Annotated in this window: 8 protein-coding genes; 5 read left to right on the top strand and 3 right to left on the bottom strand. The window is 69.2% G+C overall.

The window, feature by feature from the left end; all coding sequences use genetic code 11:
* Positions 1 to 12: 12 nt before the first annotated feature.
* Complete coding sequence (locus FBT69_09410; protein MDL1905011.1) at positions 13 to 996, top strand: dihydroorotate dehydrogenase; 984 nt, start codon at positions 13 to 15, stop codon at positions 994 to 996.
* Positions 947 to 2,209 (top strand): beta-lactamase family protein, encoded by a 1,263-nt coding sequence (locus tag FBT69_09405; protein MDL1905010.1) that lies wholly within the window; start codon positions 947 to 949, stop codon positions 2,207 to 2,209. The genes FBT69_09410 and FBT69_09405 overlap by 50 nt, the downstream gene beginning before the upstream one ends.
* A gap of 6 nt (positions 2,210 to 2,215) precedes the next feature.
* Here FBT69_09405 and smc read toward each other — a convergent pair whose 3' ends face one another.
* Both smc and FBT69_09395 read right to left on the bottom strand, forming a co-directional pair.
* Positions 2,216 to 6,151, bottom strand: coding sequence for a chromosome segregation protein SMC (gene smc / locus FBT69_09400; protein ID MDL1905009.1), 3,936 nt, complete (start codon positions 6,149 to 6,151; stop codon positions 2,216 to 2,218).
* Between the two features lie 183 nt (positions 6,152 to 6,334).
* Positions 6,335 to 8,326: a hypothetical protein gene (locus tag FBT69_09395; GenBank protein MDL1905008.1), complete on the bottom strand. Its 1,992-nt coding sequence runs from the start codon at positions 8,324 to 8,326 to the stop codon at positions 6,335 to 6,337.
* Positions 8,327 to 8,713: 387 nt separating this feature from the next.
* On the opposite strand from FBT69_09395, the gene FBT69_09390 reads away from it, so the two are divergent.
* Positions 8,714 to 9,286, top strand: a complete 573-nt coding sequence (locus FBT69_09390; protein ID MDL1905007.1) for a dCTP deaminase — start codon at positions 8,714 to 8,716, stop codon at positions 9,284 to 9,286.
* A gap of 40 nt (positions 9,287 to 9,326) precedes the next feature.
* On the top strand, positions 9,327 to 12,902 hold the full coding sequence (locus FBT69_09385; GenBank protein ID MDL1905006.1) for an adenosylcobalamin-dependent ribonucleoside-diphosphate reductase: 3,576 nt from the start codon (positions 9,327 to 9,329) through the stop codon (positions 12,900 to 12,902).
* A gap of 221 nt (positions 12,903 to 13,123) precedes the next feature.
* Here FBT69_09385 and FBT69_09380 read toward each other — a convergent pair whose 3' ends face one another.
* The gene (locus FBT69_09380; GenBank protein MDL1905005.1) at positions 13,124 to 14,962 is read right to left on the bottom strand and encodes a hypothetical protein; all 1,839 of its coding nucleotides are present in this window, start codon (positions 14,960 to 14,962) and stop codon (positions 13,124 to 13,126) included.
* A gap of 190 nt (positions 14,963 to 15,152) precedes the next feature.
* On the opposite strand from FBT69_09380, the gene FBT69_09375 reads away from it, so the two are divergent.
* Positions 15,153 to 15,899, top strand: a complete 747-nt coding sequence (locus FBT69_09375; GenBank protein MDL1905004.1) for a PEP-CTERM sorting domain-containing protein — start codon at positions 15,153 to 15,155, stop codon at positions 15,897 to 15,899.
* Positions 15,900 to 15,976 lie beyond the last annotated feature (77 nt).

Below are 15,976 nucleotides of genomic sequence, written 5' to 3'. Positions count from 1 at the left end.
CTACGGAACAGGATGAACCACCGGGACTCGACGCTCGTGACCGACCTTGCCGGATTGCGGCTGCGCAATCCCGTCATGCTGGCCGCTGGGACCGCCGGCACGCTCGACGAGATGGCGGATGTACTCGACTTGGGCCAGCTCGGAGCGGTTGTGACGAAGTCGATCACCCCCCAGCCTCGCGAGGGGAACGCGACCTGGCGCATCCTCGAATCCAAGGCGGGGATGCTCAACTCGATCGGCCTGGCGAACGTCGGGCTGGACGCCTTCGAGGCCCACGTCGCGCCACGGATCCCCAGCGTGCCGACGGCAATCGTTGGCTCCGTCGCGGGCTTCTCCGTGGATGACTACGTCCTCGTCGCGGGAGCGATGGGCGAGATCGAAGCGATCGCTGCGGTAGAACTGAACGTTTCCTGTCCGAACGTGCGCCATGGAACCGAGTTTGGCGCAGACCCCCGGCTGCTGCGCGAACTGGTGGGGGCTGTCCGGGCCGCGCTCCCGCGAACTCGGATGTTCGTGAAACTCAGCCCGGTGGCCATCGGCACGCCGCACGGCATCGCCGACCTCGCGCGGGCCGCGATCGAGGCAGGGGCTGTGCCGAGCGGGCCGAACAGCCGACCCGGCGCGGACGCCCTGACGATCGCGAACACCGTGCCCGCGATGGCGATCGACCCCGCGACGCGAAGGCCGCGATTGGCGAACGTGACCGGCGGGCTGAGCGGGCCTGCCGTGCACCCCATCGCCGTCAAACTCGTCTACGACGCGCACCGGCTCGTCTGCCGCGACACCGGCACGCCCATCATCGGCTGCGGCGGCGTGCAGACATGGGACGATGCCGCCGAACTCATCCTCGCCGGCGCAAGCGCGGTGCAGATGGGCACCGCGCTCTTTGCCGACCCACGCTCACCGGTGCGCGTCGTCCGCGGCCTGGAGCGGTGGGTGGGAAGGCATGGCACAGCGGGGATCGGGGAACTTGTGGGGGGTGTGCTCGTCGAGTGAACCCACCGCCGGTGCGTGTCAGGACTTGAGCCGTGGTTTAGTCATGAACCAGGCCATGGATGGAGGCAGGCGTATGGCTCTTCGGATCGTACTCGTGTTCCTGTGCATCCTGGGGCAGTCGGTCTTCGCACAGGACTGGACACTCGCTGCCGAACTCAATGCCCGGCGTTCTCAGCACGGTCTGCCCGCGCTCGCCGCTGCCGTCATCGTCGAGGGCGAGATCGTTGCTCTCGAAGCCGTGGGCGTGCGCGCCGCCGGAAGCGAGCAACCCGTCTCCCGCGATGACCTCTGGCATCTCGGCTCATGCACCAAGGCGATGACCGCGACGCTCTGCGGCGTGCTCGTCGAGGAAGGATTGCTCCGCTGGGATTCCACCGTCGGCGAGGTCTTCGCGGACCAGATCGATACCATCCACGAGGGATGGCGCGGTGTCACGCTCGCGCAGTTCCTCCGCCACCGCTCCGGTCTCGCCGAGGATCGCCGACCCGACTCACTGCACGCCAGGCTCTGGACGCTCACCGGCCCGATGATCGACCGGCGACGCCGTGTCGTCGAACTCGCTTTCGCCGACGCGCCCGAGGTCCAGCCCGGTTCCGCGATGCACTACTCCAACGCCGGGTACATCATCGCCGGCGCGATGTGCGAGCGCGTCACGGGCAGGGCGTGGGAAGACCTGGTCCGCGAGCGCGTCTTCGCCCCGCTCGAGATGGGCTCGGCCGGCTTCGGACCGCCCGGCAACGCAGGCAGGATCGACCAGCCGCGCGCGCACCGCCGCACGGGCGACTCGTGGACGCCCGTCGAGCCGGGGCCGCGCGCGGACAACCCGGCCGTGCTCGCGCCGGCCGGGACCGTCCACGCCTCCCTCGCGGACTGGGCGAAGTTCGTGCGACTGCACCTCGCCGGCGCGCGCGGCGAGCGGGGCCTGCTGCTCAAGCCCGACTCCTTCGCCGCCATGCACGAGGACGCCGACGCCCAGTCGTACGCGATGGGGTGGGGGACGCCGGCTCGGCCTTGGGCGGGGGGGAGCACGCTCACGCACGCCGGAAGCAACACGATGTGGTTCTGCGTGGTCTGGGCCGCGCCGGAGAAGGATTTCGCCGTGCTCGTAGCGACAAACTGCGCCGGCGACTCCGCCCCGAAGGCGTGCGACGAGGTCGCGGGGGCGGTCATCCGCGCGTGGCAGCGCGGCGACCTTGCCCGCCGGTCGGAGTAGGCCCGTCTACGAGCGCTCGACTGTCGAGGCTTCGCGTGCCTCGCGCATCACGCCGAGGGCGCGACGCAGCGGCGTGGCATCGCCGTTCGAGATCGCGCCGTTCGTCTTCACCTCGGCGGCCGCGGGTGCGCCCTCGGCCTGCACCCGTCCGCCCGTCTGCTCGAACTTCACGCTCACGCGAGTCGAGACGCCACGTTCCTGCATCGTCACGCCGTACAGGCGATCCGCGGCCTGCATCGTTCGCTTGTTGTGCGTGATGACAATGAAGTGCGAGCGATCGGTGAACTGCCGGACGACCTCGCAGTACCGGCCGACGTTGGCGTCGTCGAGCGCGGCGTCCACCTCGTCGAGAATGCAGAAGCAACTCGGCTTGCTGCGGAAAATGGACATCAGCAGAGCCACCGCGGTCAGCGTCTTCTCGCCGCCGGAGAGCTGGCTGATGGTGCGCGGCTGCTTGCCCGGCGGCTTGGCGACGATCTCGATGCCGCTCTCGAGCAGGTCGATCTCGTCGGTCTCCACCTTCCGCGGGCCGTCCGGGCCGTCGACGGTCTTGACGAGCGGCATCAGCCGCAGTTCCGCGCTGCCGCCGCCGAACAGCCGTCGGAACATGCCCTCCTGCCCCGCGAACTCGCGCGTGATGCGCTCGAACGCCTCCGCGAATCGCTCCCGGCTCGCCACGTTCAGCCGGTCGATCAACTCGCGCAGCTTCACACACGCCTCGTCGATGTCGGCCACCTGCCGCGAGAGTTCCTCGTTCCGGCCCTCCAACTGCGTCTCTTCCTCGATCGCGTCGAGGTTCACGTTCCCCAGCCGACGAATCTCCTCACGCAGCGCGTCGATGCGAGCCGAAGCCTCGGACTGGTCCACGCGCGCCACGTCGCCCGGCTCCATCACGGCGCGGTAGTCGGCGTACTCGGCGTTCAGGTCGATGCCGAGATCCTCCTGGGCTCGCTCCTCGATGTTCTCACGCTTGACCTCCACCTCGCGCCGGGCGACCTCGACGCTGTGCCAGTCGCGCTCCACGGCGTGCGCCCGCTGCCGCGCAACCCCCAGCGCCTCGCCCAGTTCGGACGCCCGGGCGTCCGCTTCCGCGAGACTCGCCGTTGTCCGCTCGCATTCGGCGAGGAGGCGTTCCGCTTCCGCGCGAGCATCCGCCTCGCGCCCCCCGGCGTCGTCGATCTCACGCTCCAGGTCCGCGACCCGTGCCCGCACACGCGCAAGGTGCTGCTCGACGTCGCGCACCTGCCGCTCGGCGTCATCGCGGGCGAGTTGAACGCGGCTGTGCTCGCGCCGTGCCGCCGCCAACTGCTCGCCGACACGCCCGATCTCGACCCTTGCCGACCCGATCCGCTCGCCGATCGCGTCCCGCAGCGCCTGCGTGCGGGCGACTTCCGCTTCGAGGCGTTCGGCCTCCGCCGCCTGGTCGTCGTGCAGGCGCGCCAGCATCTCCGCCCGCTCGCGCAGCGCGGCCCGATCTCGCTCGATGCGGGCGAGTCGTTCACGCGCTCGGTCCGCCTCCTCCGCAGCGCCCTGCCGCTCGCGTTCGAGACGCGCCGCCTCGGTCCGCAGGCGGTCCAGGCGGGACTGCTCCGAGGCAAGTTGCCGCTGCTCGTTCGCCAGCGACTGACGAAGTTCCGTGCGCACGGCGTTGAGCGCGGCGGCCTCGGCATCGACCCGCTCCAGCGCGGCTCGTTCCCGTGCCAGGCCCGCCGCCGATTCGTCCAGTTCCGCCTCCAGGCGAGTCAGTTCGCTGCGCTGCTGCAGCACGCCCTCGGACGCCGCCCGCGGACCGGCGACGACACGCCCGTCCGGCTCCAGTGCCGAACCGTCGCGCGTCACCATTCGGCATCCCGCGAGCGGTCCCGCGGCGAGCAGCACCGCCGAGTCCAGGTCAGGCACGAGGTACGCATCGCCGAGCAGGCGGTCGAGGAGAGCCTCGGTGCGCTCGCTCTCGAGACCGCCACGAGCACGCACGACCGTGCGCAGCGGTACGACGCGCTCGAACGCGCCGTCCGCCGCGCCGGGCGACTTGCGGGCCGGCATCGGGCCGATCCGCGCGATCGGGACGAACGTCACGCGGCCGGGCAGCGTGGCGAGTTCCTCAGGGCGCGGCAGCGAAGACACCGTCTCAACCACCAGCGCCTGCAGCGCCGGCCCCAGCGCGGCCTCGACCGCTGCGGCGTGCTCCGGCGAAGTCTCCACCAAGTCGGCGAGCGGCGCGATCACACCCGTGAAACCCTCGCCGCGCTCGCGCCGTGCCAGCACCGCCCGCACCGCCTCGCCCAGCCCCGCGCGGGCCGCGAGCATTTCTTCAAGCGTCTGCCGCCGGCTGTCGAGCCGCACGTGGTGCTGCTCGCGCTCCGCAAGTCGCTCCGCCACGACGCGGCGGCCCTCCGACAGCGAGGCCGAGGAGTCATCACGCCGCAGCAGTTCCGTCTCGAGTTCCGCGGCGCGCGCCTCGCGCCGCCTCGTCGCCGTTTCCAGCGCATCGGCTTCGCGGCGCAGGTTCGCGGCTTCGCCCTCGAGAGCGCCGATCCGCGACGCGAGCCGTTCCAGTTCGTCACGCACCGATTCCACGCGACGCTCGTCGCTCTCGATCGACGCCAGCAGCCCAGTGCGCTCGCGGTCCACGCTCACCACCGCAGCACGCCGCTCGTTGAGCGACGCCGTCTCTTCCGCCAGCCGCGCGACGACTTCCGCACGTTCTTCACCCGCTCGGCTCAAGGCGCGCTCGGCGTCCGCGACGCTCTCGGCAAGCGCGGCCACCTGCTCGGCCAGCCGGTCAGCCGCCGCACCGAGGTCGTCGATCTTCCGCCTTGCCTCGGCCAGTCGTGCGGCGTCCACCTCCGCCTGGCGGCGCGTCTCGGCGAGCGTGGCCCGGGCCATCTCCGCTCGCTGCGCCGCGCTGGATGCCTCGTGCTCACTCTGCAGCCGGGACTGCTCGGCGCGCCGCTGCTCGCTCGCCAGCTCGGCGCGGGCAAGATCGGCCTCCTGCCGCGCCGCCTCGTAGTGGCGCACCTTCTCGATGGCTTCCTCGCGCTTGCCTTCCAGGTCCGTCAGCCGAGAGGTCAGCCCGTCGAGACGCTGACGCAGGTCGTCGTACTGGTCGAACGCGACCGCAGCGCGCAACGCCCGCAGTTCGTCGTCCAGTTCCCGGAAGCGGCGCGCCTTGGCGGCCTGGCCGCGCACGATGCGCAGCCGGCGCTCCGTCGATTCGAGCTGCTCACGCGTCAGCGAAAGGTTCGCCTGCGAGCGCTCCAGCCGACGCTCGGACTCGACGCGCCGCTGCTTGTACCGCGCGATCCCCGCTGCTTCCTCGAACACCGTGCGCCGCTCCTGCGGCGAGGCGAGCAGCATGGCATCGACCTTCCCCTGCTCGATGATCGAGTACGCATCCGCGCCCACGCCCGTGTCGAGAAAAAGCTCGCGGATGTCGCGCAGCCGCGCCCTCCGGCCGTTGATGAGGTACTGGCTCGTGCCGTCGCGGTACAGCCGCCGCTCCACCTCGACGACGTCGGCGTCGATGGGCAGGGACCGCCGACCACGCAGCCGCGCATCGATCACGGAAACGCCTTCGTCGCCCGCCGGGTCGTCCGGGTCGTCCGGGTTGTCCTCATCGCCGACCGCCGCGACCGCGATCAACTCGCCGTCACCGGCGGCGACCGGCGCGCCGACGACCTCCGGGTTCTCGAAGGTGAGCGTCACGCTCGCCATGCCCGCCGGCTTGCGCCCGGCTGAGCCGGCGAAGATGACATCGATCATCTCCTTCCCGCGCAGGCTCTTGCTCGAACGCTCGCCGAGCACCCACTTCACCGCGTCCACGACGTTGCTCTTCCCGCACCCGTTCGGGCCGACGATCCCCGTGATCGACTCGTCGAACGTGAACTCCGTCGCGTCGGCGAAGGACTTGAACCCGTTGAGCGTGAGCCGGACAAGACGCATCCGCAACCTCCCTGTCACGCCGCCCCGTTTCGGCTTCCGGGGCGGAGGCCGGCTACGTCCGTGAGCCGGCGACCAAGCCCGGCCGGACGCCACCGGGCGACCGGGCGAGCCGCGACAGAGTAGCGTCCGCTGCTCCGCCGTGGGCCGCAGATTCGACTTATCGGCCTGTCCACGCTCGCTCCGTCAAGACCCGCGCCGGCCGGACGGTGGGGGGATGGGCACGAGCGTCGGCCTCGGCACCTCGCGGTGGATCGTCGGAATCTGCCGCTCCGCACGCTTGATCTCCGCATCCGTCGGCGACTCGGGACGCATCATCGTCTCCGTGTCCGCTGCCGCCTCCGCCAGCAACGCCACCAGCCGGTCGGTCTCCGTCGTGAAGGAGGCATTCAAGGCCCGGCTCTCGTAGAGCGCATGGAGCGCGCCCACGACCTCCGAGTAACTCAGGCCGAGGCCGGGCCGCGGATCCTCAGGCGTCTGCTCGTGTGCAAAGAAGAAAATCAGCGACTCGGCGTCGTCCGCAACCTGCTGCACCGTCGTCCGCCCGGTCCGGTGGTCCCGGTAGTACAGCCGGGCAGGCTCCTCTTGCGAGTCCGCGGTCACCATCAGCCGATCCGACCACGCCGATGCGAGCAAGGGCTTCACCAGCCGGATATCCGACCCGAACAGCACGATCTTCGGCGTCCCCTGCTGCGTGATGTAGACCATCGGCTCGCCCTCGGGCACCCGGTCGAGCAGGAAACGCCCGGCGACTGGCGTCCGGCGCACCCGACGGATCGGATCCTCCGGAAGCGTCATCGTGGCGATGAACTCGAGGTCCGCTTGGGTCATCACCGGGCCGGCCCCGGCCGGGCGGGACGCCTCACGAGCGACCAGTTGACGCAGGTACGCCCGCTGGCTCCGCTTGACCATCGCCTCGTAAGCCGCGACGCGGACGGTGAGCTCCCGTGAACCGGCCAGTTCACGCAGCAGCATGTCCGTCGAGGGACCGGAGTCGATGCGCCCGAGCATCCCGATCGCGTCGTGCCGGATCGCACCCACGCCGTTCCGGGCCAGGTCCTCCAGGTGCGGAGCAGCCATCGGGTCGCGCAGCAGCACTCCCGCCCGCAACGCCGCCATCCGAGGCATGATCTCCGGGTAGCCGTACAACTCGCGGGCGAAGGGAAGGGCGCGGTCGCCCAGCGCGGCCAGGCACCACGACAACTCCTCGCTCATCTCGGGCTGGGACTTGAGGGCATCGACGAACCGCCTGGCGTGGACCTCGGTGTTCAGCGTGTCCACGTGCAGGAACTCAATGAGCGTCAGGTATTCCGCGGGTCGCTCCCGGTACGCCGCGGGCACGGACAACTCGACGATCGAATCGCTCCGGCCCCGGGCGACCGGACCGTCATCGCCCGGCCCCATCGGGAACCGCGAGTTGATCGCCTCCGTGATCCGCCGCGCGACCAGGTGCGAGGGAACGTCGAGGTTCAGCACGATCGACAGCGGCTCCACGACCACCCCGCCGTCCAGCACGCGGCCGACCGTCCGCTGCGTCGTCGTGCCGGCAGACCCCGGGTCGGTGAACGGGTTGATGAAGATCGGTCCGCGAGCCTGGGCGATCCGGCGGGTCTGGGTCGCGCCGAACAGCCCCGGCGGGCCGAGCCGCAGGTCCGTGCTCCACAGGGTGCCGCCTTCGAGCGATGAAGCGTTCAGGGCCTCAACAAAGACGTCGAATCTGAAGCCCTCGGGCGACCCGCGTGCCAGCACCGCCTGTACTTGCACGACGGCCGTGTTCGGGTCGCGGAGAACCTCGCGGGGCGACCGAGGCTGTCCCGTCAGCGGGTTGATCAGGGCGGTGCCCTCGACCGAGGCGGCCCTGCCCAGGCCCCGCAGGCTCATCGTCCGCTCCATGGTCGCTGCGATCGGCTCCGGAAGCGTGCCCCCGCCCGTGCCGTTCAGGCCCACGACCAGGCCAAACCCCGAGAGCAGGATCATCTCGCCCGCGCGGGTCGTGGCGACGGAACCCACGGTGCCGCGAAGGATCGGCTCCACCTCGCGGCTGACGTAAGGCGTCGGCTGCACGCGCGAGGGCTTCTTCTTCCCGCTGGAACACGCGACAAGGCCGAGCGACGACCCCGCAAGCGCGACCGCCAAGGCCACGGCCGCACGATGCCTGTTTCCAGCGATGGTCTGCACGCCGTGGTCTCCGCCTGGCCCCTCGAAGGCAAGGGTACGCGACAAGCCCGCGAACAGTTTGGTTCGATCCCGATGTTTGCGCCATGCCGGGTGTGGATCGCGCGCGGCAGGGGGGGGCGAAAAAGTTAGGCCGCGCGCAAGCGGCGGTTCTTTCGCCGCTTGCGATCTTTGCGCAAGTTTGTCCACAGCCTCTCCCCCGGATTTTGTGGTTCGACCCCCTTGCCGACACGATCCGTAGTGGTATGCTGCCAACCCGTCTCGGTGGACGGGACTCGACAGTCGGAATATGTTTGGGTATTGAACAGTCAAGGGACGCGACGTGACGGCGAGGGCCGTCGCGCCGGGGGTGTTGCGTATCGGCACCCCTTTGGAAGCGGGGGTCGGCCAGTGCCCGTGCTCTGCGACAGCCAGATCCGACGGCTCGTCCGCATCGAGCCTTTCGAGGATGCCGTCAAGCGGCCGGGACGCATCTCCTACGGCGTCTCCAGCTACGGCTACGACGTCCGAGTCGGCTCCCGGTTCAAGATCTTCACCCCCACGCCGCGCCACGGCGACGTCGCCGTCGTGGACCCCAAACGCTTCAGCGACGACTTCATGGTCGAAGTGGACACCGCAAAGACCGGCACAGAGTACGTCATCATCCCGCCCAACTCCTTCGCGCTCTGTGAGACCGTCGAGTTCGTCGAAGTACCACGCGACGTGCTCGCCATCTGCGTGGGCAAGAGCACCTACGCACGCTGCGGCCTGATCGTGAACGTCACGCCGCTGGAGCCGGAGTGGCGCGGACGCATCACCCTCGAGATCAGCAACACCACGCCTCTCCCGGCGCGGGTGTACGCCAACGAGGGCATCGCGCAACTCGTCTTCCTGAAGGCGGAGATGGCCTGCGAACGCAGTTACGCGGACAAGGGCGGCAAATACCAGAACCAGGAAGGGCTGACACTGCCGAGGGTGGACTAGACGCGGGGAAGTTGGGGTCTTGTTGCATGGAAACGCAGCCATGAAGATCACACGGAAGTTCACGACAGCCGGTTCCGATCCCTTCGCCACCGTGCAGTGGTCGCAGCGGTCGAGTCGCATCACCAACCCGGACGGTTCGGTCGTCTTCGAGATGAAGGACGCCGAGGCGCCCGCGTCGTGGAGCCAGCTCGCCGTGGACATCATGGTGAGCAAGTACTTCCGCAAGGCGGGCGTGCCGCAACTGGAGCAGCCCTACGCGCTGCCGGGCGATTCGCCCGTCGTCACGGGCGAGGACGGCAATCCCGTGCTCGGCCCCGAGCGTTCTGCCCGCCAGGTGATCCATCGCTTGGCGGGGTGCTGGCGGCACTGGGGCGAGAAGCACGGGTACTTCGACACACCGGAGGACGCTCGCGCGTTTTACGACGAACTCGTCTACATGATGGTCCACCAGATGTGCGCGCCGAACAGCCCGCAGTGGTTCAACACAGGGCTGTACTGGGCCTACGGGATCGACGGTCCGGCGCAGGGGCACTTCGTCCCCGATCCGGTGACGGGCGAGGTGCGCGAGGCCGCCGACGCCTACAGCCACCCGCAACCCCATGCGTGCTTCATCCAGTCGATCACCGACGATCTCGTGAACCCCGGCGGCATCATGGACCTCTGGACCCGCGAGGCCAGGCTGTTCAAGTACGGCTCGGGCACCGGCACGAACTTCTCCGGCCTGCGCGCCGAGGGCGAACGCCTCAGCGGCGGCGGACGAAGCAGCGGGCTGATGTCCTGGCTCCGCATCGGCGACCGGGCCGCGGCCGCCATCAAGAGCGGCGGAACCACACGCCGCGCCGCCAAGATGGTCTGCCTCGACATGGACCACCCCGACATCGAGGCCTTCATCAACTGGAAGGTCCGTGAAGAGATCAAGGTCGCGGCGATGGTGGAGGGGCTGCGCCTCCTCAAAAAGACCGACAAGGAGATCGCCGAGACCTGCCGGCGGCTCGGGCTGGATCTCGACTACGACTTCAACGGCGAGGCCTACCAGACCGTCAGCGGGCAGAACTCGAACAACTCCGTCCGCGTGCCGGACGAGTTCTTCGACGCGGTGGACGCCGACGCCGAGTGGGAGACGACGTGGCGCACCACCGGCCAGGTCGCCCGCGTCTTCAAGGCCCGCAAACTCTGGGACGACGTGGCCTTCGCTGCCTGGCGCTGCGCCGACCCCGGCGTGCAGTTCGACTCAACCATCAACGCCTGGCACACCTGCCCGCACGGCGGCGCGATCAACGCGAGCAACCCCTGCAGCGAATACATGTTCCTCGACGACACCGCCTGCAACCTCGCCTCGCTGAACGTGCTGCGCTTCTACGACTCGACCAGGCGACTCTTCGACGCCGAAGCCTACGAGCACGCCATCGACCTCTGGACAACCGTCCTCGAGATCAGCGTGCTCATGGCCGCCTACCCCAGCAGCCGCATCGCCGAACTGAGCTGGAAGTACCGCACGCTCGGCCTGGGTTACGCGAACCTCGGCGCGATGCTGATGCAGGCGGGCATCCCCTACGATTCCGACGAGGCGAGGGCCGTGTGCGCCTGCCTCACGTCGATCCTCACCGGGCGCGCCTACCGGCAGTCCGCGCTCATGGCCGCCGAGCACGGGCCGTTCGCCGGCTTCGAGGCCGATCGTGGCCCCATGCTCCGAGTGATCCGGAACCACCGCCGCGCCGCCCACGGGGTCGACCGGCACTCGGACGAATGGGAAGACCTCCGCATCCGCCCCGTCCCGATCGACCACGAACTGATCCGCTCCGGGTCGCTCCGGCTCGCCAACGGCAAGTCGCTCCTCGCGCACGCCACCCAGGCCTGGGACGAGGCCCACTCACTCGGCGAAAAACACGGGTACCGAAACGCGCAGGTCACCGTCATCGCCCCGACCGGCACCATCGGCCTGCTCATGGATTGCGACACCACCGGCGTCGAGCCGGACTTCGCCCTCGTCAAGTTCAAGAAACTCGCCGGCGGCGGGTACTTCAAGATTGCTAACGACTCCGTCGAGCCGGCCCTCGTCGCCCTCGGCTACGACCGCACGCAGGTCCGCGAAATCCTCCAATACCTTCTCGGCACACTGCACCTCGATGTCCCCCTGCCCGACGGCGTCAAGGCCGCGAAGAAGGGACAGACCTTCTCACGCTGGCTCCTCTCCCGAGGCCTCAACGAATCCGACCTCGAACGCATCGCGGCACTGCTCGCCACCGTCTTCGAACTCTCCTTCGCCTTCGCGCCATTCGCCTTGGGAGACGACGCGCTCAAACGCCTCGGTATCGACGCCGACGCCGCGAAGGCAGACCCCGCCTTCAGCGTGCTGCGGGCGATCGGACTGACCGCGGCGCAGATCGAGCATCTCAACCGCGTCATCTGCGGCACGCAGACCGTCGAAGGGGCGCCGCACCTCAAACCGGAGCATCTGCCCGTCTTCGACTGCGCCAACAAGTGCGGCCGCACCGGCGTCCGGTACATCCGGCCCGAGGGGCACATCCGCATGATGGCCGCGGCCCAGCCCTTCATCAGCGGCGCGATCAGCAAAACCATCAACCTCCCCAACGAAGCCACGGTCGAAGACGTCAAGGCCTGCTACCGCCTCAGTTGGGAGCTCGGCCTCAAGGCCAACGCCCTCTACCGCGACGGGTGCAAACTCAGCCAGCCGCTCAGCACCAAGTCGGACACCCCCGCGGCAGCGGATGCGGAAGTCGCCCGAGGGGAGGGCCACCAAGCGGGGGAGTCTGTCCGCCCGGCGGCGGCACCGGCGGCTTCGGCTGCATCCGCCCCGGCTGCGGCGACTGCGAGTGGACCGGCTGATTCCTCCAGCGACGGCATCACCATCATCCACCGCCCCATGCGCCGCCGGCTCCCCGACACGCGACGCTCGATCACCCACAAGTTCAACGTCGCCGGACACGAGGGATACCTGACCGTCGGCCTCTACGAGGACGGCCTCCCCGGCGAGCTGTTCATCACCATGGCCAAGGAAGGCTCCACCATCGGCGGGCTAATGGACTCGCTCGGAACGGCAACCAGCGTCGCGCTGCAGTACGGCGTCCCGGTCGAGAGCCTCGTCACGAAGTTCACCCACCAGCGCTTCGAGCCGGCGGGCATGACCACAAACCGCGACATCCCCATGGCCAAGAGCCTCGTGGACTACATCTTCCGCTGGCTCGGGATGCAGTTCATCCCCGGCTACCGCGAGGCCAACGCGCCGCGCCGCCCGTCCGAAGAGCAGCGGCGGGCGCCCTCCGCCTGGGACACCACCACGAAGGAGCAACCGAGTTGCACGACCCCAGCCTCCGTTCCCGTTGCCGAGCCGCAGAGGGCGCCGTCCGCGCCGTCCGCGATGTCGGCGATCGTCGAGCCGCGCCCGAGTGCGCAGGCCGTGCCGCCGCCGGCCGCCGTCTCGCGGCGATCGTCGATGGTGCTGGTCGATTACACGTCCGTGCAGGCGTCAACGCTCTCGGTCGCCCTCGACAGCGTGAACGACGCCCCGCCGTGCGACGTCTGCGGCACGATCACCGTTCGCAACGGCACCTGCTACAAGTGCCTCAACTGCGGCAACAGCATGGGGTGCAGTTGATGGATGACACGCCGGGCGCGTCGGCGCACGGAGCGCGCCGCGCCGCCCGAGCGACAACCCGTGGTCCCGCCACCGGGATCGGCGTGAGGGCCTGAGTCTTCAGGCTCCGTCGGTCCCGCGCCTCCCAGCCCCCGGGCGACCCACCGACGCCCGGGGGCATTCTTTCTTTGCGCCGATGTGATGAGATGAGCGGTTCGTGCTTCGCTTCTCCAGCCTGGCTCTCACGGACAACCCTTCGCAAACCAGTTCAAGAACGCCAGGAAGTCCAGTGTGTCCACCACGCCGAACGGCGCCGCGATGTCGGCGTCATCCTCGCCCCCCGCCCACGCGTTGAGGTATCCGACGAAGTCGCGTGTGTCCACGATGCCGTCGCGGTTGAAGTCCGCGACGCACCACCACCACTCGTCCCCGTTGATCGCGTCGTCCGGCAGATGGGCGAGCGCAGCGCGAACGGCCCGTTCCGCGTTGATGCGCCCGTGACCGTGCTGGTCGTCCCGGCCCGGCGGACCCAGGTCGTCCGCCGTCGATTCGATGATCCTTCGGGCCTTCGCCGGGGTGAGCGACGGGTCAACGGCAAAGAGCAGCGCGGCCAGACCCGCGACGTGCGGGCACGCCTGGCTCGTGCCCGTCGCGTAGTCATACGTGTTCTCACCCTGGCCGAAGTGCTTCGAGTCCCACGTCGAAATGATGCCGACACCGGGCGCGACCACGCTGATCTCAGGCCCCGTCGCGCTCGCAGGCCACAGGATGTCGCGGTTGTCCGTCGCGCCGACCGCGACCGCGTTGGGGTACCGGGCCGGCGCGACGACCGGGGCGGTCGGCGTGTTGCCCGCGGAGGCCACCACCAGCATGCCGGCAGCCGTCGCGTAATCGACGGCGGCGCGAAGAAAGGTGTCCTCGTCCCCGCCCGGCGCGGGGTCGAACCCGATGCTCACCGACGCGACCCGCGCACCCCGATCCGCCGCCCAGACCAGGCCCGCCCCGCAGAGCAGTTCCGTGCCGAAGCCGTACTTGTTCAGCACCTTCACCGGCAGAATGCCGGCGGACCACGCGACGCCCGCGATGCCCACGCCGTTGTCGCCGGAGGCCGCCGCGATGCCGGCGCAGTGCGTGCCGTGCGAGGAGTACTCGTCGTCCGTGTTGTCGTTGTTGCCCACGAAGTTCCAGCCCGGCAGCAGCCTGTCGAGCAGGTCCGGGTGGCTCGCGCTGATCCCCGAATCCAGGACGGCGACCACGACGCCCGTCCCGACCGCGCCGAACGCCCACGCGCCTGTCGCGCGGATGTCCGCGCCCGCGATGCCCTGCTGCCCTTGCACGGTCTGACCCGTGTTCAGGAGTGCGTACTGCAGCGGGAAAAGTGGATCGTCCGGTATGGTCCCCTGCGTTGCGGCGCGGCCGATCCGCGAAGGACGCACGCTCACGATCAGCGACGGGTACTCGGCGAGCGCGCGCACGACAGCATCCGCATCCGCGCTCGCGTCCAGCCTCAGGGCAACGAACCGGTCCAGGCCGGAGGCAGCAAACGCCGCCGTGCTCGCAGGCTTGAACGGGAGTGCCGGCTCGAACTCTCCACCCAGCGAGTTCACGGTGCGGCTCAGCAGCTCGGAAACAGCCCCGTCCACCGCGGGATGCGTGATGGCTGCACGCCCGTCAGCGCCGATCGTGAGCGACGCGCCGGGGGCCAGCCTCAGAATCAGGCGGCGATCGCCCGCCTCGGTCCAGCCGCTCTCGCGCGGCGGCTCAAACGCGCGGACGGGAATCGCGCAGCACGATGGTCGCGCGCTTGCGTTGGTCACGAGCGAGGTCGCGCACGCCAGCGCGGCGACCAGCATGGTCGGCATGCATCGGCCCACAAGGCCTCTCTCTCTACCTCGCCCCTGCAGCCCGAGTCTACCAAGGCGGCGTGGAGCGACGATCACTCGATCTCCTGCCGCGGCTCGAATCACCCTCCTCGACCCCGGCAACTTGGCCAGACATGAACAATCGGGACCAAACACAATCCTAACGATGTTTCCATCGGTTCGATTTCTCGGACGAAAGCACATGAAAGGTATTGACATGTCCTTTCATTCCCGGTGAGATCGTGGGCAGAGAGAGCATGCCTCAGCCCCTCGTCGGGCTGCCGTCACAGACCGGGAGGAGACGTCGGCCGCCGTTGTGTGGCCGGAACAGTTCAGGAAAGTGCGTTGCGTTCGAGCGCGGGGTGTTCCCGGACTCGCGAAGAGCGCGATCGGAACTGGAGAGAAGGTCATGACACGGAATCGGCTCGGTGGGACGGTCAGCGGTGTGGTGGCGCTTCTCGCGGTCAGCGGCGCCGCATACGCGGACATCTCGTACGAAGTCTTCACACTCGTCGCGTCCGTCGGTGGCGAGTCCGGCTCCTTCGTCGCCACCAGCGACATGGGAACGTGGGACGACAAGGGCAACTTCTACTGGAACCTGGACAACCCCATCGACATCAAGTCCCAGAGCGGCTCCGTCCTCGCGACGCTCGGCACCGCGTCCGTCACCTTCATCGCCGACCCCGTGATCCACCTGAACTTCAACGTGCAGGCGAACAACCAGAACACGAGCTTCTCGGTCGGCTCCGGCCTCCTCAGCTTCCCGACGCTCTTCAACGCCAAGGGCGCTGCCTCCGCGGGCGTCAGCATCACCGACGTCAACGGCAACGGCGTGACCTTCACCCCAGACGCCGCCGGCGCGCACCTCTCTCACTACAACGGCGAAGTCCCGGGAGGCACCCAGTTCGCCTCGCTCCTCAACAGCAGCTTCTCCGCGGGGGCCTTCTCCAGCGACACGATGTCCGACGAGTTCCCCGGCGGCGGTGGGTTCGCCAACATCGGTGGCGGCGTCTTCGATATGAGCTCTCGCTGGGCCTTCACACTCACCGCATTCGACCTGGCCAGCGGCACCAGCGTCTACACCATCATCCCGGCTCCAGCCTCCCTGGCCCTCCTCGGCCTGAGCGGCCTGGCCGCGATCCGTCGCCGTCGCTGATCGGTCATTTCGCGCAGTCCCGCCGGAAGGGCGTGGCAGTCCTCCCGGGTTTGCAACAGTCCACAGAGGAGAGGTTG

It is taken from the genome of Synechococcales cyanobacterium CNB, from assembly GCA_030263455.1.
Classification (GTDB): Bacteria; Planctomycetota; Phycisphaerae; order Phycisphaerales; family UBA1924; genus CAADGN01.
The sequence above is the reverse complement of the archived record's forward strand: the minus strand, read 5'-3'. Positions and strand labels throughout refer to the sequence as shown.